This is a genomic window from Nocardia sp. FBN12, from assembly GCF_054031145.1.
Window position 1 is genome coordinate 5340802 of sequence record NZ_CM132926.1, and the last position, 16229, is coordinate 5357030.

General features: G+C 67.4%; 16 protein-coding genes and 3 tRNA genes. 10 read left to right on the top strand and 9 right to left on the bottom strand.

The features are described from left to right. Positions 1-97: 97 nt before the first annotated feature. The 4 genes from rpmG to ACWZHB_RS25090 all read right to left on the bottom strand — a co-directional run bounded on the left by rpmG (position 98) and on the right by ACWZHB_RS25090 (position 838). A complete protein-coding gene (gene rpmG / locus ACWZHB_RS25075; RefSeq protein WP_056814348.1) occupies positions 98-268 on the bottom strand; it encodes a 50S ribosomal protein L33 in 171 nt (56 codons plus the stop codon). Between the two features lie 36 nt (positions 269-304). Further along, positions 305-380 (bottom strand) — tRNA-Met (locus ACWZHB_RS25080). Positions 381-439: 59 nt separating this feature from the next. Further along, positions 440-512: transfer RNA gene (locus ACWZHB_RS25085), tRNA-Thr, on the bottom strand. A 243-nt stretch (positions 513-755) separates the two neighbouring features. Next, positions 756-838 (bottom strand) — tRNA-Tyr (locus ACWZHB_RS25090). A 176-nt stretch (positions 839-1014) separates the two neighbouring features. Here ACWZHB_RS25090 and ACWZHB_RS25095 point away from each other — a divergent pair. Beyond that, complete coding sequence (locus ACWZHB_RS25095; protein ID WP_056814350.1) at positions 1015-1506, top strand: YajQ family cyclic di-GMP-binding protein; 492 nt, start codon at positions 1015-1017, stop codon at positions 1504-1506. Between the two features lie 18 nt (positions 1507-1524). Here the strand turns inward: ACWZHB_RS25095 and htpX are convergent, their stop codons facing one another. Together htpX and ACWZHB_RS25105 are read right to left on the bottom strand one after the other, a co-directional pair. Beyond that, complete coding sequence (htpX, locus tag ACWZHB_RS25100; RefSeq protein ID WP_427904257.1) at positions 1525-2391, bottom strand: zinc metalloprotease HtpX; 867 nt, start codon at positions 2389-2391, stop codon at positions 1525-1527. A gap of 37 nt (positions 2392-2428) precedes the next feature. Next, complete coding sequence (locus ACWZHB_RS25105; protein ID WP_427904258.1) at positions 2429-3451, bottom strand: polyprenyl synthetase family protein; 1023 nt, start codon at positions 3449-3451, stop codon at positions 2429-2431. A gap of 145 nt (positions 3452-3596) precedes the next feature. On the opposite strand from ACWZHB_RS25105, the gene ACWZHB_RS25110 reads away from it, so the two are divergent. Genes ACWZHB_RS25110 through ACWZHB_RS25120 form a run of 3 tightly spaced genes read left to right on the top strand, consistent with a single transcriptional unit; the run spans position 3597 to position 5798 of the window. Then, positions 3597-4874 carry a geranylgeranyl reductase family protein gene (locus ACWZHB_RS25110; RefSeq protein ID WP_427904259.1) on the top strand — a complete coding sequence of 426 codons (1278 nt, stop codon included), beginning with the start codon at positions 3597-3599 and terminating at the stop codon, positions 4872-4874. A gap of 36 nt (positions 4875-4910) precedes the next feature. After that, entirely contained in the window at positions 4911-5372 is a 462-nt protein-coding gene (locus ACWZHB_RS25115) for a helix-turn-helix transcriptional regulator (protein ID WP_427904260.1), read from the top strand. A gap of 9 nt (positions 5373-5381) precedes the next feature. Then, a complete protein-coding gene (locus tag ACWZHB_RS25120) occupies positions 5382-5798 on the top strand; it encodes a VOC family protein (RefSeq protein WP_427904261.1) in 417 nt (138 codons plus the stop codon). 43 nt (positions 5799-5841) lie between these two features. Here ACWZHB_RS25120 and ACWZHB_RS25125 read toward each other — a convergent pair whose 3' ends face one another. Next, positions 5842-6339: a DUF2505 domain-containing protein gene (locus ACWZHB_RS25125; RefSeq protein WP_427904262.1), complete on the bottom strand. Its 498-nt coding sequence runs from the start codon at positions 6337-6339 to the stop codon at positions 5842-5844. A gap of 103 nt (positions 6340-6442) precedes the next feature. On the opposite strand from ACWZHB_RS25125, the gene ACWZHB_RS25130 reads away from it, so the two are divergent. From ACWZHB_RS25130 to ACWZHB_RS25145, 4 genes are all read left to right on the top strand, one after another. Then, positions 6443-6883, top strand: a complete 441-nt coding sequence (locus tag ACWZHB_RS25130; RefSeq protein ID WP_427909288.1) for a DUF3592 domain-containing protein — start codon at positions 6443-6445, stop codon at positions 6881-6883. A 72-nt stretch (positions 6884-6955) separates the two neighbouring features. Further along, a complete protein-coding gene (locus ACWZHB_RS25135) occupies positions 6956-8098 on the top strand; it encodes a glycosyltransferase family 4 protein (protein WP_427904263.1) in 1143 nt (380 codons plus the stop codon). Between the two features lie 51 nt (positions 8099-8149). Further along, complete coding sequence (locus ACWZHB_RS25140) at positions 8150-8863, top strand: demethylmenaquinone methyltransferase (RefSeq protein WP_266293685.1); 714 nt, start codon at positions 8150-8152, stop codon at positions 8861-8863. A 198-nt stretch (positions 8864-9061) separates the two neighbouring features. Further along, positions 9062-13384 carry a molybdopterin-dependent oxidoreductase gene (locus tag ACWZHB_RS25145; RefSeq protein ID WP_427904264.1) on the top strand — a complete coding sequence of 1441 codons (4323 nt, stop codon included), beginning with the start codon at positions 9062-9064 and terminating at the stop codon, positions 13382-13384. Positions 13385-13396: 12 nt separating this feature from the next. Here ACWZHB_RS25145 and ACWZHB_RS25150 read toward each other — a convergent pair whose 3' ends face one another. Continuing rightward, positions 13397-14440 (bottom strand): aldo/keto reductase, encoded by a 1044-nt coding sequence (locus ACWZHB_RS25150; RefSeq protein WP_427904265.1) that lies wholly within the window; start codon positions 14438-14440, stop codon positions 13397-13399. 82 nt (positions 14441-14522) lie between these two features. Here ACWZHB_RS25150 and ACWZHB_RS25155 point away from each other — a divergent pair, with 82 nt between their 5' ends. After that, positions 14523-15155, top strand: a complete 633-nt coding sequence (locus ACWZHB_RS25155) for a TetR/AcrR family transcriptional regulator (RefSeq protein WP_427904266.1) — start codon at positions 14523-14525, stop codon at positions 15153-15155. 28 nt (positions 15156-15183) lie between these two features. Here ACWZHB_RS25155 and ACWZHB_RS25160 read toward each other — a convergent pair whose 3' ends face one another. Next, positions 15184-15774, bottom strand: coding sequence for a TIGR03086 family metal-binding protein (locus tag ACWZHB_RS25160; RefSeq protein ID WP_427904267.1), 591 nt, complete (start codon positions 15772-15774; stop codon positions 15184-15186). Between the two features lie 181 nt (positions 15775-15955). Here ACWZHB_RS25160 and ACWZHB_RS25165 point away from each other — a divergent pair, with 181 nt between their 5' ends. After that, entirely contained in the window at positions 15956-16210 is a 255-nt protein-coding gene (locus ACWZHB_RS25165; RefSeq protein WP_427904268.1) for a hypothetical protein, read from the top strand. Positions 16211-16229: the final 19 nt, after the last annotated feature.

The following is a 16229-nucleotide window of genomic DNA, read 5'->3' on the forward strand; positions in this document are numbered from 1 at the left end:
CGTCCGGGTACTGTATCGGGCCCGAACTTCGCATGAACTTCCCGGAAAAGCACAAAGGCCGGACTCTCGTCCGGCCTTCGGCAAATGCTGGTGAAAACTAGCGCGACTCGCGGTGCGCCCGGTGAGTTCCGCAGTTCGGGCAGAACTTCTTCAGCTCGAGGCGATCCGGGTCGTTACGCCGGTTCTTCTTGGTGATGTAGTTGCGGTGCTTGCACTCGTCGCAGGCCAAGGTGATCTTTGGCCGGACATCGGTGGACTTCGCGGCCACGATTTGCCTTCTTTCCGGTCTGGGCTGAGTTGAAATTGGTAGCGATGGCCGGACTTGAACCGGCGACACAACGATTATGAGTCGTTTGCTCTACCAACTGAGCTACACCGCCACGGCGGACTAATATCCCGATGATGCCGCGGTAAGCCGCTCACCACCGGCAATCCGGCGAGCCCCCTAACGGAATCGAACCGTTGACCTTTTCCTTACCATGGAAACGCTCTACCGACTGAGCTAAGGGGGCATGACAACGTGGCACAGAGTCTGTATCGGCAAGCCGATCAGCGTGACCCCGTGCTCCGGCGTCCTGAACGAGATTACACACTCCTCGCCCAGAGCACCAAATCGGCAGCTCAAGGGCCGTTTTCAGGGGGTTTCAATCCCCTGGATCCGCCAGGCTCACGTCAAGGCTACCCGCGATGCGCGTCGGCACAGCCCACAAACCAAGGAACCCCCGCCGATCTTCATGATCGACGGGGGTTCGATGTGGCAGATGTAGGATTCGAACCTACGTAGGCATAAGCCGACGGATTTACAGTCCGCTCCCATTGGCCGCTCGGGCAATCTGCCGTATGCGCCGTTTCCGGTGCGCTGAGCAGCTTACAACGTACCCACCCGGACTATCAAAACGCCTGCACAGACCCCCTGCGAGCACCGGTTGACCCCCTATGCGGGTACAACTGTCTCGATGGCCGGGTACAACCGGCCCCGGGGTTCGCCGGACCTTCACAGGACAGGAGCGCAGTGTGGCTGATTCGTCATTCGACGTCGTGAGCAAGGTCGATCGTCAGGAGGTCGACAACGCTCTGCATCAGGCCGAGAAGGAGCTGAACTCGCGCTACGACTTCAAGGGCACCGATGCGTCGATCGCGTGGTCGGGCGAGGAAGCCATCGTGCTGACCGCCAATGCCGAGGAGCGGGTACAGGCCGCGCTCGACGTCTTCAAGGAGAAGCTGATCCGGCGCGATATCTCGCTGAAGGCATTCGATGCCGGCGAGGCGCAGCCGTCGGGGAAGGTGTTCAAGATTACCGGCACGCTGGTGCAGGGCATCGACACCGAGAAGGCGAAGAAGATCTCCAAGAAGATCCGCGACGAGGGCCCCAAGGGCGTGAAGGCGCAGATCCAGGGTGAGGAGCTGCGGGTCAGCAGCAAGAAGCGTGATGATCTGCAGGAAGTGATCTCGCTGCTCAAGGGCGAGGATTTCGGCATCGCCCTGCAGTTCGTGAACTACCGCTAGGCGGTCGTCGGGCGGCACTCAGTGCTGATGGGTGTCGCCCCTGGCCAGGTCTTCGAGGCGCTTGATGCGTTCGTCCATCGGGGGGTGGGTGGAGTACCACCGGGCGACGCGATCGCCGGCACGGAACGGGTTGGCGATCATCAGGTGCGATTCGCTGGTGATCTTGGGATCGGGCGGGAGCGGAGCCACCTGGACGCCGCGTTCGATCTTGCGCAGGGCCGAGGCCAAGGCCAGTGGATCGCCGGTGAGTTCGGCGCCGGATCGGTCGGCTTGGAACTCCCGTGATCGCGAGACCGCCATCTTGATCAGACCTGCGGCAATCGGACCGAGCAGTGAGACCAGCAGCACACCGATGATGTTCGGGCCGTTTCCGTCGCGGTTGCCGAACGAGCTCGCGAAGAACGCCATATTCGCCAGGCCGGTGATGACCGAGGCCATCGCGCCCGCCACCGACGAGATCAGGATGTCGCGGTTGTAGACGTGAGACAGCTCGTGGCCGAGCACCGCGCGCAGCTCACGTTCATCGAGCAGTTGCAGGATGCCGCTGGTACAGCAGACCGCCGCGTGTCGGGGATTGCGGCCGGTCGCGAACGCGTTGGGGGCGCTGGTCGGACTGATGTAGAGCCGCGGCATCGGCTGGCGCGCCATCGTCGCGAGCTCGCGCACGATCCGGTACATGACCGGCGCCTCCAGTTCGCTCACCGGTTGCGCGTGCATCGACTTCAACGCCAGTTTGTCGCTGTTGAAGTAGGCGTAGGCGTTCATGCCGACGGCCAGCACAATCGAGATGAGCAGGATCGTCGGGCTGCGGAACATGGCCCCGATGGCGACGATCAACGCCGACATCCCGACCATCAAACCGAACGTTTTGATCCCATTGGGCATGCAGGAGAAACGCGAATCTCGCCCTGAAAGTTCCTCCTCAGCCGACCCGCTCGATGGTGTAGCGGACCAGGCGGGTGAGGGCGTCGTTGGCAGGACCCGCGGGCAGGGCCGCGAGTTCGGTGTCGGCGAGATCGGCGTATTCGGCGAGCTTTTCCTTGGCCAGTGCCATGCCGGGTGAGCGGCGCAGCAGCTCGAGTGCTTCGTCGACCTCGGCGTCGGTTTGCAGTGGGTGAGCCAGCAGGGTGCGCAGGCGGTCGCCGTCGGCGCCGGTCTCGCGCAGCGCGTAGAGCACCGGCAGGGTGTGCACGCCTTCGCGCAGGTCGGTGCCAGGGGTCTTGCCCGACTGCTCGGCGGAGGACGAGATATCGATGATGTCGTCGGAGATCTGGAAGGCGGTGCCGACCGCGTCACCGAGCCGGGCCAGTCGCTCGACATGCTCGGGGCCCGCGCCGGAGAAGGTGCCGCCGAAGCGGCCCGCGGCGGCGATGAGCGAGCCGGTCTTCTCCCACACCACGCGCAGGTAGTGCTCGACGGGATCCTGGGTCTGCTTGGCGCCCATGGTTTCCCGCATCTGGCCGGTGACCAGCTCGGCGAAGGTCTCGGCGATGATGCGGACCGCGTCGGGGCCGAGGGTGGAGGTCAGGCGCGAGGCATGAGCGAACAGATAGTCGCCCGCCAGGATCGCGATGTTGTTACCCCACCGCGAGTTGACGCTCTCCGCGCCGCGACGCTGGGTCGCCTCGTCCATGACGTCGTCGTGGTAGAGGGTCGCGAGGTGCACGAGTTCGACGACCGTGCCCGCGGTGACCAGCGCCGGGTCGGTGGGATTCGGTCCGAGCTGGCCGGTGAGCACGGTGAACAGCGGCCGGAACCGCTTGCCGCCCGCCCTGGCCAGGTGCAGCGCCGCCTCCTGGAGGAATTCCTCGCCGTCGGAGAGTTCGTCGACGAGCAGTTTCTCGACCGCGGCCAGTCCGTCGCGCACGGTGACGGCGAGTTCGGGATCGACGAGATCTACCCCGGCAACCACGGTGCTTTCGTCGCTCACAGCCGATGTGCTCATTATCTTCTCCCAGCGATGCGTCCGACCCCGACGGGTAGCAACCTAGCGTGTCCCGGCACTATGGCCGATGAACCCCGTCACACAGTGACTATTCCCGGTGTACCCGACACTCTCGCACAGCGGCCGACAGTGCCAGTATTGAGCCATGGGTTCACCGGATCTCACCCCTGCCGACCGTGCTCCGCTGCCTGCCGCCGTCGAGGTACTGGTGGTGGGGGCAGGGCCCGCCGGTTCCGCGTCGGCGGCGTGGGCCGCGCGCGCCGGACGCGATGTGCTGCTGCTCGATTCGGCGGTTTTCCCGCGCGACAAGACCTGCGGCGACGGGCTGACGCCGCGCGCCACCGCCGAGCTGGAGCATCTGGGTCTGGGCGAGTGGTTGCGCGCGCACACGGTGAACCACGGCCTGCGGATGGCGGGTTTCGGCAGGGAATCGCTGCTGCCGTGGCCGGGCGGGTCGTTCCCTACCTACGGAAGTGCCGTTCCACGAACCGAACTCGACGACAAGCTGCGCGAGACCGCGATCAAGTCCGGTGCGCGGATGGTCGACGGCGCGAAGGTCACCGAGGTGCTGCGCGAGGGCGAGCGGGTCACCGGGGTGACGGTGCGCATCGGCGAGCACACCCACACGGTGCGCTGCCGGGTGTTGGTGGTGGCCGACGGCGTGCGCTCCCCCATCGGAAAGCAGTTGGGCCGCACCTGGCATCGCCGCTACGCCTACGGTACGGCGGCGCGCGCCTACATCAAGTCCGGCCGTAGCGACGACCAGTGGATTTCCTCGCACCTGGAACTGCGCAACGCCGCCGACGAGCTCGTCCCCGGTTACGGCTGGATCTTCCCGCTCGGCAACGGTGAGGTGAACATCGGCGTCGGCTCGCTGGCCACCGAGGCGCGGCCCTCGCACGTCGCGCTCAAGCCGCTGCTCGAGCACTACACCCGGCTGCGCCGCGAGGAATGGGAACTCGAGGGCGAACTGCGCGCGGTGGCCTCGGCGCTGCTGCCGATGGGCGGCGCGGTCTCGAACGTGGCGGGCCCGAACTGGGTGCTGGTCGGGGACGCCGCGGGCTGCGTGAACCCGTTGAACGGCGAAGGCATCGACTACGGGCTGGAAGGCGGGCACATGCTCGCGGACCTGCTCGACGAGCCCGATCTGACCCGGGTGTGGCCGCAACTGCTGCGCGACCACTACGGCCGCACCTTCTCGGTGGCGCGCAGGCTCGCGGGCCTGGCCACCCAGCCGAGGATGGTCCCGCTCGGTGGGCCGCCGGTGATGCGCTCGAAGTATCTGCAGCGCACGGCGGTTCGCGTCATGGGCAATCTGGTGACCGACGAGGACCTCGACCTCACGGCCCGCGCCTGGCGCGCGGCGGGACGAGCTTCGCTGCGCGCGGACGAACTCCCGCCCTTCTCCTCCGTCTCCCCGTGACTGCAGCCAGGTCGCGTCGGCGGACAGCGTGAAGCGATGAGCGCGACAGGTCGTCGTCCGGTGCTGGCACTGCTGCCGCATCTGCGTAAGGCCCGTGACCTGGTCGATCGGCAGTATGCCGACCCGCTCGACCTCGACGCACTCGCCCGTGCCGCGGGTGTTTCCAAGTACCACTTCCTGCGCGCGTTCGCCGCGGTGTACGGGCGCACGCCGGCTGTGTATCTGGCCGAGCGCCGGATCGAGCGGGCGCAGGATCTGTTGCGGTCGACCAATCTGACCGTCACCGAGGTGTGCATGCTGGTCGGGTATTCGAGCCTCGGCTCGTTCAGCGCCAAGTTCCGGCAGCTCGTCGGGGTGACACCAAGCGAGTATCAGGCGAAATTCGCCGACGGGGCGCCGCATATTCCGGGCTGCTACGTCTTTATGCACGGGCTGTCCGACCGTGTCCGCCACGACACCGCAATTTCGGAGAAGCCGGATGGCACCGGGCGGCCATAGCCTGCAACCATGACACCGATTACGAACGTTTCCCTGGTCACCGTGTACGTCACCGATCAGGATGCCGCCAAGCAGTGGTACATCGACAAGCTCGGATTCGTCGAGACCGCGGACGTGAGCATGGGCGACAACGGGTTCCGGTGGGTCAGCATCGCCCACCCCGATCACCGCGAGCTCGAGGTCACCCTGATGATTCCGGGGCCGCCGCTCACCGACGACCTCGCCGACGCGATCCGGCGGGCGCTGGCCGACGGCACCCACGGCGCCCTCGGGCTGCGCACCGCCGACTGCCAGAAGACCTACGAGGAACTCACCGCGAAGGGGGTCGAGTTCATCCAGCCGCCGTCCGAACGTCCTTACGGCACCGAGGCGATCATTCGCGACAACTCGGGCAACTGGCTGGTGCTGGTCGAGAACCGCGGCTGACGCGCGGGTGCCGCTCCGTGAAGCGGCACCCGTCGCTGCCGGCTCAGAGCTTGGCGAACCAGTTCTCGATGAACTTGCGTTCGCTGTTGAGGACGCGCTGGTGCAACTGTTCGGCCAGCGGCTCGATGGCGCCGCCGACCAGCGGAACCTTCACCTTGACCGTGCCGACGACCTCGATCTCGCTGCCCTCGGCGGTGGGGCGCAGTTCATAGGTGCCCGACATCTCGGTGGTGATACCGCTGGTGTTGCCGGTGAAGCTGCCCTTGGCGATCTCGCCTGCCAGTGGCTGCCAGTTGTCGGTGCGGACCAGGACCAGATCGCTCTTGAGCACCTTGCGGACGAGCGCGGGAACCTTGTCCTTACCTGGGGTTTCGGTCATCTGGATGGTAATCGAGCCGGGGCCGTCGGGATGGGAGAGTTCGATGGTCGCGGTCTCGGCGCCGGCGAAACGCGCCTGCCAGACCGCGTCATCGACAAGTGCCCGGTGAAGCTCTTCGACCGGGACGGTGTAGGGCACGGTGAAGCTGAATTTGCGGGACATGACGGGAATGGTAGGCGGATTCGTCGCCCCGGGCTGCGGCAGGCTGATCGGCCGAGAACCCGCGGCACCCGCCGCCGAAAATACAGCCGGTACTGTGTGGCGGGTGTCGGAAACCAGCCTGTCGGAGCGGCGGAGCAAGCGCCTGCGGCGGGTTCGGGCGTGGGTGGTCGGGGCGGCGACCGTGGTCAGTGTGCTGATGGTGTTGCTGGTACTCGCGGCCTGGCGCAACGATTTCGAGATCGAGCGGCATCGTGGCGTCACCTCCGGCGAGGTTCTTTCCGCGGGTCGTTTGCGCTCGGCGGTGATCTACGTGACGCCCGACAGCGTGACCCACAATCCGAAGGTCGGCATCCTGTATCCGACGAATCTGACCGCTGGTCAGCGGATCAACGTGGAGTACAGCACACGTGATCCCGACCTGGTCCGGGTGGCGGGGCGCGACGCCCGGGTGGCGATCGTCCCGGCGGCCTCGGTGATCGTCGTGGCCTGGGCGCTGGCCCTGCCGGTGCTGTGGATCGTGCGCCGCAAGCAGCGCGAGCTGTAACTTCGTTTGCTGTTCGTCCCGGCTTCACGTCGGTGTGGGTGTGGCGCGCGGTGTGGCGGTCACCCTGAGAGTGTGCGCGTAGCCATCGTCTCGGAGTCTTTCCTGCCGAACATGAACGGCGTCGTCAACTCCGTGCTGCGGGTGTTGGACCACCTGGACCAGCACGGTCACGACGCGATGATCGTGGCGCCCGATTCTCTGCGCGGCGCCCCACCCGCACCGCGTTTCCACGGCCGCTTCCCGGTGCACCGAGTGCCCGCGATGATGGTGCCGAAGGTGAGTTCGCTGCCCGTGGGTCTGCCGCAACCGGGGATAACCGCCGCCATCGCCGCTTTCGATCCCGATGTGGTGCATCTGGCTTCGCCGTTCCTGCTCGGTGCGGGTGGGCTCGCCGCGGCGACGCGATTGGATCTGCCGACGGTCGCGGTGTATCAGACCGATGTGGCCGGGTTCGCCAAGAGCTATGGGCTCGGGTTGGCCGCACGGGCCGCTTGGGCGTGGACGCGCCGGATCCACGAGGGCGCTACCCGCACGCTGGCACCGTCGTCGGCAGCCGCGCACGACCTGGCCGAACACGGGATTCCCCGGGTGCACCGTTGGGGGCGCGGCGTGGACATCGCCCGGTTCAACCCGGCCGCGCGCAGTGCCGAGTTGCGGGCGAGCTGGCTGGGGTCCAGCGACCGGCTCGTCGTCGGGTTCGTGGGCAGGCTCGCACCGGAAAAGCACGTGGAGCGCCTGGCCGCGCTGGCCGGCGACCCGTCGATCCAGCTCGTCGTGGTGGGCGACGGGCCGGAACGGGCCCGGCTGCGCAGGCTGATGCCGGACGCGGTGTTCACGGGCGAGCTGGGTGGCAGCGAGCTGGCGACGCACTACGCCAGCCTGGACGTGATGGTGCACCCCGGCGAGCACGAGACCTTCTGTCAGGGCGTGCAGGAAGCGCTGTCCTCGGGTGTGCCGGTGATCGGACCCGACGCGGGAGGGCCACGGGATCTGATCTCGCATTGCCGCAACGGGTATCTGCTGCCGGTCGACCGGTTCGCGGAGTTGCTGCCGAGCGCGGTGTCGGCCCTGCGTGACGCGGGGCAGCGCGGCTTGTTCGCGACGGCGGCACGCAAGTCGGTACTGCACCGCACCTGGCCCGCGATCTGCACCGAGCTGATGGGCCACTATGCCGACGTCACCGGGATGCGCGAGCGATTGCCGCGCACGGCCTGAGTGGCGAATCCCACCCGCGCTATCGCGGCGAAAGAACTCTAAGCTCGGTTCGTGGCGACAACAGAGCAGCGAGAACCGATTCGGGCTTCGCTGGACAAGCAACCCCACGAGGTCGCGTCGATGTTCGACGGTGTGGCGAAGCGCTACGACCTCACCAATACGGTCATCTCCGGTGGCCAGGATCGGTACTGGCGGTGGGCGACGCGACGTGCTCTCGGGCTGCGTCCCGGCGAACGGGTCCTCGACCTCGCCGCGGGTACCGGCGTCTCGACCGTGGAACTCGGCAAGTCCGGTGCCTGGTGCGTCGCGGCCGACTTCTCGCAGGGCATGCTGGCGGCAGGCCGGTTCCGGCAGGTGCCGATGGTGGCGGGCGATGCGATGGCGCTGCCGTTCGCCGACGATTCGTTCGACGCGGTGACCATCTCGTTCGGGCTGCGCAATGTCGCCGATATCGATGTGGCACTGCGCGAGATGCTGCGGGTGACCAAGCCCGGCGGCCGGGTGGTGGTCTGTGAGTTCTCCACGCCGGTGTTCGGGCCGTTCCGCACCGTGTACATGGAGTACCTGATGAAGGCGCTGCCGCGAGTAGCGCAAGCGGTGAGCTCGAACCCGGACGCGTACGTGTACCTGGCCGAGTCGATCCGTGCCTGGCCGAACCAGCGCAGGCTCGCCCGCCGGATCGCGGACGCCGGCTGGGACTCGGTGCAGTGGCGTGACCTCACCGGTGGTGTGGTGGCTCTGCACCGCGGCTACAAATTGGGCTGAAACACCGCTGCCGGCCGGCGTGAGTCCGGTCACCCCGGCCCGACCGCGAATGCGTGCCCGCAGCCCTGAATGCGCCCTGATCAGGGGCGATATTCGGGCCGTACCCTCACCGTCGAAATTTTGACGTGTGAGGTCGATTGTCACCTGGACATAACGTTCGGTAAATCGAGCGCAACGACCAATGCGGATGATCGAGTCATGACAGGGGAAGCGGACGGCCGCGGCACGGACACTGTGCGTACACAGTGCTCGTACTGTGGCGTCGGCTGCGGCATAAACGTCCAGACAAAGACTGATCAGTCTGGTGCGCGGGTGATCGCGAAGGTCAGCGGCGACAAGCTGCATCCGGCGAACGCGGGCAGGCTGTGCACCAAGGGCGCCACCCACGCGGAGATGATGGCCGCACCCGGCCGGATGGACACCGCCTACCGGCGCCCCGAACGCGGTCAGGTCCCGGTTCCGCTGCCGGTCGACGAGGCCGTGCACGAGACCGCCAGCCGCCTGCGCGCGATCCTCGACGAGCACGGCCCCGACGCGATCGCCGTCTACGTCTCCGGGCAGATGTCGCTGGAAGCCCAGTACCTGGCCACCAAACTGGCCAAGGGCTACCTGCGGACCAAACACATCGAAGCCAACTCGCGCCTGTGCATGGCCAGCGCGGGCACCGGCTACAAACAGTCGCTCGGCGCGGACGGCCCGCCCGGCTCCTATGACGACTTCGAACACGCCGACCTGTTCCTGGTCAGCGGCGCGAACATGGCCGACTGTCACCCGATCCTGTACCTGCGCATGGCCGAGCGGCTCAAGGCAGGCGCCAAGCTGATCGTGGTCGACCCACGCCGCACCGATACCGCCGCCCGCGCCGACCTGTTCCTGCAGATCGCACCGGGAACCGACCTCGCCCTGCTCAACGGGCTGCTGCACCTGCTGGTAGCCGACGGTGCGATCGACACCGGGTTCATCGCCGAGCACACCGAGGGCTGGGACGCGATGCCCGAGTTCCTCGCCGACTATCCGCCGGCCCGCGTCGCCGAACTGACCGGCCTGGCCGAGACCGATATCCGCACCGCGGCCACGATGATCGCCGAGGCGGGCGAGTGGATGTCGCTGTGGACGATGGGACTCAATCAGTCGACGCACGGGACCTGGAACACCAACGCCCTGGTGAACCTGCACCTGGCGACCGGCACCATCTGCCGACCGGGCAGTGGGCCCTTCTCGCTCACCGGCCAGCCCAACGCCATGGGCGGTCGCGAAATGGGCTACATGGGCCCCGGCCTGCCCGGGCAGCGCAGCCTGCTCTCCCCCGCCGACCGCACCTTCGTCGAAACGGCCTGGGACCTGCCCGAGGGCACCCTGCGCACCGAGGCGGGGCCGGGCACCATCGACATGTTCCGCGGACTGGCCGACGGCGAGATCAAGGCCGCGTGGATCATCTGCACCAATCCCGTTGCCACGGTTGCCAATCGCAAGACCGTGATCGCCGGCCTCGAGGCGGCCGAGTTCGTCGTCGTGCAGGACGCCTACGCCGAGACCGCGACCAATGCGTACGCCGATCTGTTGCTGCCCGCCGCGCTGTGGGCCGAAACCGATGCGGTGATGGTGAATTCGGAGCGAAACGTCACCCTGCTCCAACAGTCGGTCGACCCGATCGGCGACGCGCGGCCGGACTGGCTGCTGGTCGCCCAGGTTGCCACCGCCATGGGCTTCTCCGGCTTCGAATTCGGCTCCAGTGCTGAGGTTTTCGCCGAGTTGCGGCAGTTCACCAATCCGGCCACCGGCTACGACCTGAGCGGCATGAGCTACGAGCGCCTGGCGGACGGCCCGATGCAGTGGCCGTGCAACGACGCCGACACACCCCGCAACCCGATCCGCTACCTCAACGACGGCACGCACCAGCCGCTGCACGTGGCAGCCGACGGCACGACGCCGCGCCTCGCGTTCGCCACGCCGAGCAGGCGCGCGATGTTCTTCCCCCGACCGCATCTGCCCGCCGCCGAACTGCCCGACGACGACTACCCGTTCCTGCTCAATACCGGTCGGCTGCAACATCAGTGGCACACGATGACGAAGACGGGCAAGGTCGCCAAGCTGACGAAGCTGACCGGCGAGCCGTTCGTCGAAGTGCATCCCACCGATGCCGAACGGCTCGATCTGAAGCCGGGCGATCAGCTCGAGATCGCGTCGCGCCGTGGCCGTGCTGTGTTGCCGGTGCGGATCAGCGACCGGGTGCGACCTGGTGATTGTTTTGCTCCTTTCCACTGGAATGACGAACAGGGCGAATATCTGACGATCAACGCGGTTACCAATGACGCGGTGGATCCGGCCTCGTTGCAGCCGGAATTCAAGGCCTGCGCGGTGGCGCTGCGCCGGGTCGGCCCGGCGGCTGTCGCCGAGCAAGCGCCCTCGCAACCCGCACAGCTGCCCGCGCAACCGGCCGCGCACCCGCTGGCCGGGATACTCGGCCTCGACGCCGGCACCTCACCTACGCTCAGCGAAACCGAGCGCATCTATCTCGGCGGCTACCTCGCCGCATTACAGACCCTGCCGGTGACCGGGCAGCCCGTGCTGCCGGTGAGCGCACCGCTGTCGACACAGTCGCGACTGTGGGTCGACGGCCTGCTGGCAGGCATGTACTCCCGCAATGTCGGCGCCGGCGCCGAATCCACCGACATCCCCGCCCCCCAGCCCGTCACCGTGCTGTGGGCCTCCCAGACCGGCAACGCCGAGGAACTGGCCGCCACCATCGCGGCCCGGCTCGCGGAAGCAGGCCTCACACCCTCGTTGCTCGATATGGATTCGTGCGAGCTGACCTCGATCGCCGGTGACGTACTCATCGTGACCAGCACCTTCGGTGACGGCGGGCCGCCGGACAACGGTGCCGACTTCTGGACCAGGCTCGAAGACAGCATCATTCGCCTCAACGGTGTTCGCTACGCGGTGTTCGCGCTCGGTGACTCCTCCTACGACGACTTCTGCGGCCACGGCCGCAAGCTCGACACCCTGTTCGCCGAACGTGGTGCGAAGCGGCTGCTACCACGAGTGGACAGCGAACCCGATTTCGCCGACACCGCCGATCAGTGGCTCGATGATGTCCTCGCCGCGATCACCAGCGGATCCCCCGCCGGCAGCACCACCCCGGGTGGTGCACAAGGTCGCGATGGCTCGCCGGGCGGCGCTGCGCTGGGCCGCATGACGTCGCCGGACGGTGCTCGACACGGTCGCGACGGTGTGCCGACGGGCGCTTCGAGCAGCTTCTTCCCCGATGGTGTCGATAGTGTTGCCCCGCACACGAATTCGGAGCACCCGATGCCATCGCCCGTCGGCCGCGGCGGTGCCACCGTGCTCGACCGGCAACTCGCACCGGCCACTTCCCGAGCGAAACGCGCCACCGCCGCGCCGTTCACCCGCCAGTCCCCGGTCCGCGCCACCCTGATGCGCAACGAGATTCTCAGCGCACCCGGCTCACCGAAAGAGGTGCGGCGCTTCGGTTTCGACCTCCACGATCTCGATGCCGGCTACGAAGTGGGCGATTCGCTGGGCGTGCTGCCCGCCAATTGCCCCGACCTGGTCGCCGAATGGCTCGCCTGCACGGGCCTCGACGGCAGGCGGATGATCGAAGTCGACGACCGCGAACTCACGCTCACCGATGCACTGCGCACGCACTACGACATCACCAAGGTGAGTCAGGATCTGCTCGGCTTCATCGGCGAGCGCAACCCGCACCCGCAGCTGGCCAAGCTGCTGCGCCGCGACAACCGTAATGAACTCGCCTCCTACCTGTGGGACCGCCAGGCCGTCGATGTGCTGCGCGACTTCCCGGTGCGCACCGATCTCGTCGACTGGCTAGGTGCACTGAAAAAGCTGCAGCCACGCCAATATTCGATCTCCTCGAGCCCGTTGACCACCCCGGACGAGGTGCAGTTGACCGTCGGCGTCGTCCGCTACGGCGACCCGGTGGGTACCTCGTCGCGTCGAGGTGGCGTGTGTTCGACGTTCCTGGCCGACCGTGGCACCACCGAAGTGCCGATCTTTCTGCAGCGGGCACCGCATTTCCGTCCGCCGCTTGACCCGAATGCCCCGATGATCATGGTGGGACCGGGCACGGGTATCGCTCCTTTCCGCGGGTTCCTGCACGAGCGGCGGGCCATCGGCGCGACCGGCCGCAACTGGTTGTTCTTCGGCGACCAGCACGCCGCCCAGAACTTCTACTACCGCGCCGAGCTCGAGGACATGTTCCGTTCCGGCTTCCTCACCCGCCTCGACCTGGCCTTCTCCCGCGATCAGCGCGAGCGGGTCTATGTCCAGCACCGGATGATCGAGCACGGCGCCGAGCTGTGGTCGTGGCTGCGCGACGGCGGTCACTTCTACGTCTGCGGTGACGCCGCCCGGATGGCGAAGGATGTCGACGACACCCTGCTACGCATCGCCCAGATCCACGGAAAGCTGGACGAGGCAGGCGCGCTGGCCTTCAAGAAGCAACTCGTTGCCGAGAAGCGATACGTGCGCGACGTGTACTGAGACCGAGCCTGATCAGGCCGCGCGGATCGCCGGCGGGTTGAGCCGGGCGAAGTCGGCCAGCCGGTGATACGGGTAGTAGGGGTACGGCGGCGTGGTCACGCTCGCGGCGTCGAGGGCGGCCAGATGCTCGGGCTCGAGCTGCCAACCGACAGCACCGAGATTCTGGCGTAACTGCTCCTCGTTGCGCGCACCGATCAACACGGTGGCCACCGTGGGCCGGGTGAGCAGCCAGTTCAGGGAGATCTGCGGGACGCTGCGTCCTGTTTCGGCAGCGATCCGATCCAGCACATCGACAATGTCGTAGAGGCGTTCGTCGTCGACGGGCGGGCCTGCCTGCGCGGTCTCGTGCAGTCGGCTGCCTTCCGGAAGCGGCTGTCCGCGACGGACTTTGCCGGTGAGCCTGCCCCAGCCGAGCGGGCTCCAGATGATGGACCCGACACCCTGGTCGGCACCGAGCGGCATCAGTTCCCATTCGTAGTCGCGACCGACCAGCGAGTAGTAGACCTGATGCGCCACCGGCTTTTCCAGGCCGAGCGCCTCGGCGGTGGCGAGCGTTTTCATCAGCTCCCAGCCGGCGAAGTTGGAGACGCCGAGGTAGCGGATCTTGCCAGCCCGCACGAGATCATTCAGGGCCGTGAGGGTTTCGCCCAAGGGAGTGCCCGCATCGAAGGCGTGCAACTGGAACAGGTCGAGGTAGTCGGTGCCGAGGCGGCGCAGTGAGGCGTCGACGGCGCGGATCAGCCTCGCGCGGCCCGATCCCGCTTCCTGCGCGCCGGGGCCGGTGGGCAGGGCCGATTTGGTCGACAGCAGTACCTGGTCGCGCCTGCCCTTGATCGCCGCGCCGAGCACTTCCTCCGACGCACCGTCGGAGTAGACATCGGCCGTATCGAACAGGGTGACACCGGCCTCCAGGCTGATGTCGATCAAGCGCCTGGCCTGCGCGGCATCGGTATCGCCCCACGCGCTGAACAGCGCGCCGCGGCCGCCGAAAGTGCCTGCGCCGAAGCCGAGTGCCGGAACGAGAAGACCAGATGCGCCGAGCCGCCGGTATTCCATGAGAGCTCCTAAAGGGTCTATAGTTTCGTTAACACGACCGACAGTACACCCGATCCGCGCTAAATGAAACAGGAGTTCCGTTATGGATCACGATATCGCCTGGCCTGGATCTGTTCGCCCTGGTGGGCGCACTGCCAGGGTGCGCGAATCCGTACTCGAAGTGGCAGGCGATCTGCTGGCCGACCGCGGCTTCGCGCATCTGGACCTGACCGAGGTCGCCACCGGCGCCGGGGTCGGCAAGACCACCGTCTACCGCCGTTGGCGCACGCCCGCCGGCTTGGTCGCCGATCTGCTCGTCGACATGGCCGAGCAGTCGCTGCCCCGCGCCGATACCGGCTCGCTACTCGACGACCTGACGGCCAACGCCAGACTGGTCGCGAAGACCCTTGCCGACGGCCGCCAGAGCAACCTCTTCCGCGCCGTCATCGCCGCCGCCACCTGCGACGATGCCACAGCCGCCGCGCTGCATACGTTCTACGACACCCGGCTCAACGAGTGGGCGCCGTGCGTCGAGGAGGCCGTCATCCGCGGCGAGGCACCGGTCGGCACCGACCCACGCGCCGTTCTCTCCGCCGTCTCCGCGCCGCTCTACTACCGATTACTGGCCAGCGGCGATCCCATCGACGACGACATCGCCGACCGATCGGCCAGAGCCGCCGCCATCGCCACCGCCGCGGGGACATTCGTCATCGCCGCCGACGGCCACGGCGACTGAACGCGAGGCGAGACTGCCGCGCGGGATGCTACGCGACGGTGGCCGAACGCCAGGCCGGGTCGCGGCCGGTGAGGGCGAGCAGGCGGTCGAGCGCGGGTGCGTCGGCCGGGACCTCGACGACCGGACCGAACAGGCCGGGCGTGCCGGCCGGATCGGTTTCGCGCAGGAATTCGTGCAGGATCACCAGGTCCGCCGGTACCACGGTCAACTGCTGACCGGTCGCGGCAGCGAGATCCCACGCGTGAATGACGATCTCGTCGAGCGCGACGATCGCCATGACAGCGGCAGGCAGTTCGACGCCACCGGCCTCGGTGTCGCCGTCCCACGCCTCGGCCACGCGCCACACCGACGTCAGCGTCTCGAGCTGCGCGGCGATGCGGGTGCGCCAGTCGTCGGGAAGTGGGCTGTCGGAACCGCTGGGCGGCGGGGTCGAGTGACCGACCGACTCCTTGGTCGCGGCCTGCCGGAAAGCCTCGGTCAGCCCGACCACATGGGCGAGCAGATCACGCACCGTGGACTCGGCACACGGCGTCGGGTCGGCGAGCTGATCGTCGGAGATGCCGTCGACGACCGCGGCAAGCGACCGGGCGGCGGGGTCGAAATCGAACTGCGGTTCCATGAGCGCTCCTCATCGGTGACTGCGCGGCTGCACTCATGAAGACGACCCCATCGCCGGAAAGTCATCGGTGCGGGTTGCCGCGCGCACCGGATCGGCGCACGCTGGACAGCGCAGGACCCGATCAGCGCACATCACGTCCGAGGCTCACACGATCGAGCAGGCCGACGAACGAGGAGCACCGATGATCGACTACGAACCCACTCGCCCATTGGACGAGGTCCCCGAGGCCGATCGCGTCGAGCAGGAGCAGTCCGCCTTCCGCGACGACGACCCCGACGATCCGGCCTACATCGACGCTGCCGACTACACCGACGAGATGGCCGCGCGAGTCACCCGCGATGCCGACTCCGCGAATCCGGCCGACGTCATCGAACAAACCATCCCCGTGCCCTTCGACGAGGGTGCCGACGAATTCACCGTCGCCGAGGAGGGGTAGCAGGCCCGAGCGAAGGCGG

What these genes read in the sequence shown, in the direction of transcription:
- htpX (WP_427904257.1), bottom strand. Translation starts at nt 2,391, where the DNA reads ATGCCCAATGGGATCAAAACGTTCGGTTTGATGGTCGGGATGTCGGCG.
- ACWZHB_RS25105 (WP_427904258.1), bottom strand. Translation starts at nt 3,451, where the DNA reads ATGAGCACATCGGCTGTGAGCGACGAAAGCACCGTGGTTGCCGGGGTA.
- ACWZHB_RS25110 (WP_427904259.1), top strand. Translation starts at nt 3,597, where the DNA reads ATGGGTTCACCGGATCTCACCCCTGCCGACCGTGCTCCGCTGCCTGCC.
- ACWZHB_RS25115 (WP_427904260.1), top strand. Translation starts at nt 4,911, where the DNA reads ATGAGCGCGACAGGTCGTCGTCCGGTGCTGGCACTGCTGCCGCATCTG.
- ACWZHB_RS25120 (WP_427904261.1), top strand. Translation starts at nt 5,382, where the DNA reads ATGACACCGATTACGAACGTTTCCCTGGTCACCGTGTACGTCACCGAT.
- ACWZHB_RS25125 (WP_427904262.1), bottom strand. Translation starts at nt 6,339, where the DNA reads ATGTCCCGCAAATTCAGCTTCACCGTGCCCTACACCGTCCCGGTCGAA.
- ACWZHB_RS25145 (WP_427904264.1), top strand. Translation starts at nt 9,062, where the DNA reads ATGACAGGGGAAGCGGACGGCCGCGGCACGGACACTGTGCGTACACAG.
- ACWZHB_RS25150 (WP_427904265.1), bottom strand. Translation starts at nt 14,440, where the DNA reads ATGGAATACCGGCGGCTCGGCGCATCTGGTCTTCTCGTTCCGGCACTC.
- ACWZHB_RS25155 (WP_427904266.1), top strand. Translation starts at nt 14,523, where the DNA reads ATGGATCACGATATCGCCTGGCCTGGATCTGTTCGCCCTGGTGGGCGC.
- ACWZHB_RS25160 (WP_427904267.1), bottom strand. Translation starts at nt 15,774, where the DNA reads ATGGAACCGCAGTTCGATTTCGACCCCGCCGCCCGGTCGCTTGCCGCG.
- ACWZHB_RS25165 (WP_427904268.1), top strand. Translation starts at nt 15,956, where the DNA reads ATGATCGACTACGAACCCACTCGCCCATTGGACGAGGTCCCCGAGGCC.